Origin of the sequence: Streptomyces sp. SID13726 (genome assembly GCF_010548375.1) — a bacterium.
Taxonomy (GTDB): Bacteria; Actinomycetota; Actinomycetes; order Streptomycetales; family Streptomycetaceae; genus Streptomyces.
Window position 1 is genome coordinate 1 of the sequence record NZ_JAAGLY010000873.1, and the last position, 384, is coordinate 384.

Annotated in this window: 1 protein-coding gene; it reads right to left on the reverse strand. The window is 68.8% G+C overall.

All coding sequences use genetic code 11. From position 1 onward, the window contains the following. Positions 1 to 27: 27 nt before the first annotated feature. A partial coding sequence (locus tag G3I78_RS50750; protein WP_164437441.1) for a hypothetical protein occupies positions 28 to 384 on the reverse strand: 357 nt, incomplete at its 5' end.

Genomic DNA, 384 nt, shown 5'->3' on the forward strand with positions numbered 1-384 from the left:
CCCGCCACGGTCACCAGCCCCGGAGTTTCAGAAGGGGGCGGTCCAGCCGCTGTCGGACGTCCAGGTCAGGTAGCGGGCTTCCCCGCCGTCGCGGTCGGGATCGACCTGCCACAGCGCCTCGCACGCCTCCGGCGGGAGGGCGGCAGGGATCTCTACCGTCACCTCCGTTTCGGGATCCTCCACGACCAGCGTGATCTCACGGTCTGCGCGTGTGAGGCGTAGCTGCTGGAGCCATCCGTGGAGTCGTCGGCCGGCGGTGGCGGCGGACTCGACACTCGCCTCGGCCGCCATTTCGCCGAGCTTCGACACATATCCGTCCCCGAACTTGACCAGCAGGTAGGTCAGCGGGATCCCGATGGACAGGCTCCACGAGGTCAGGTCCCT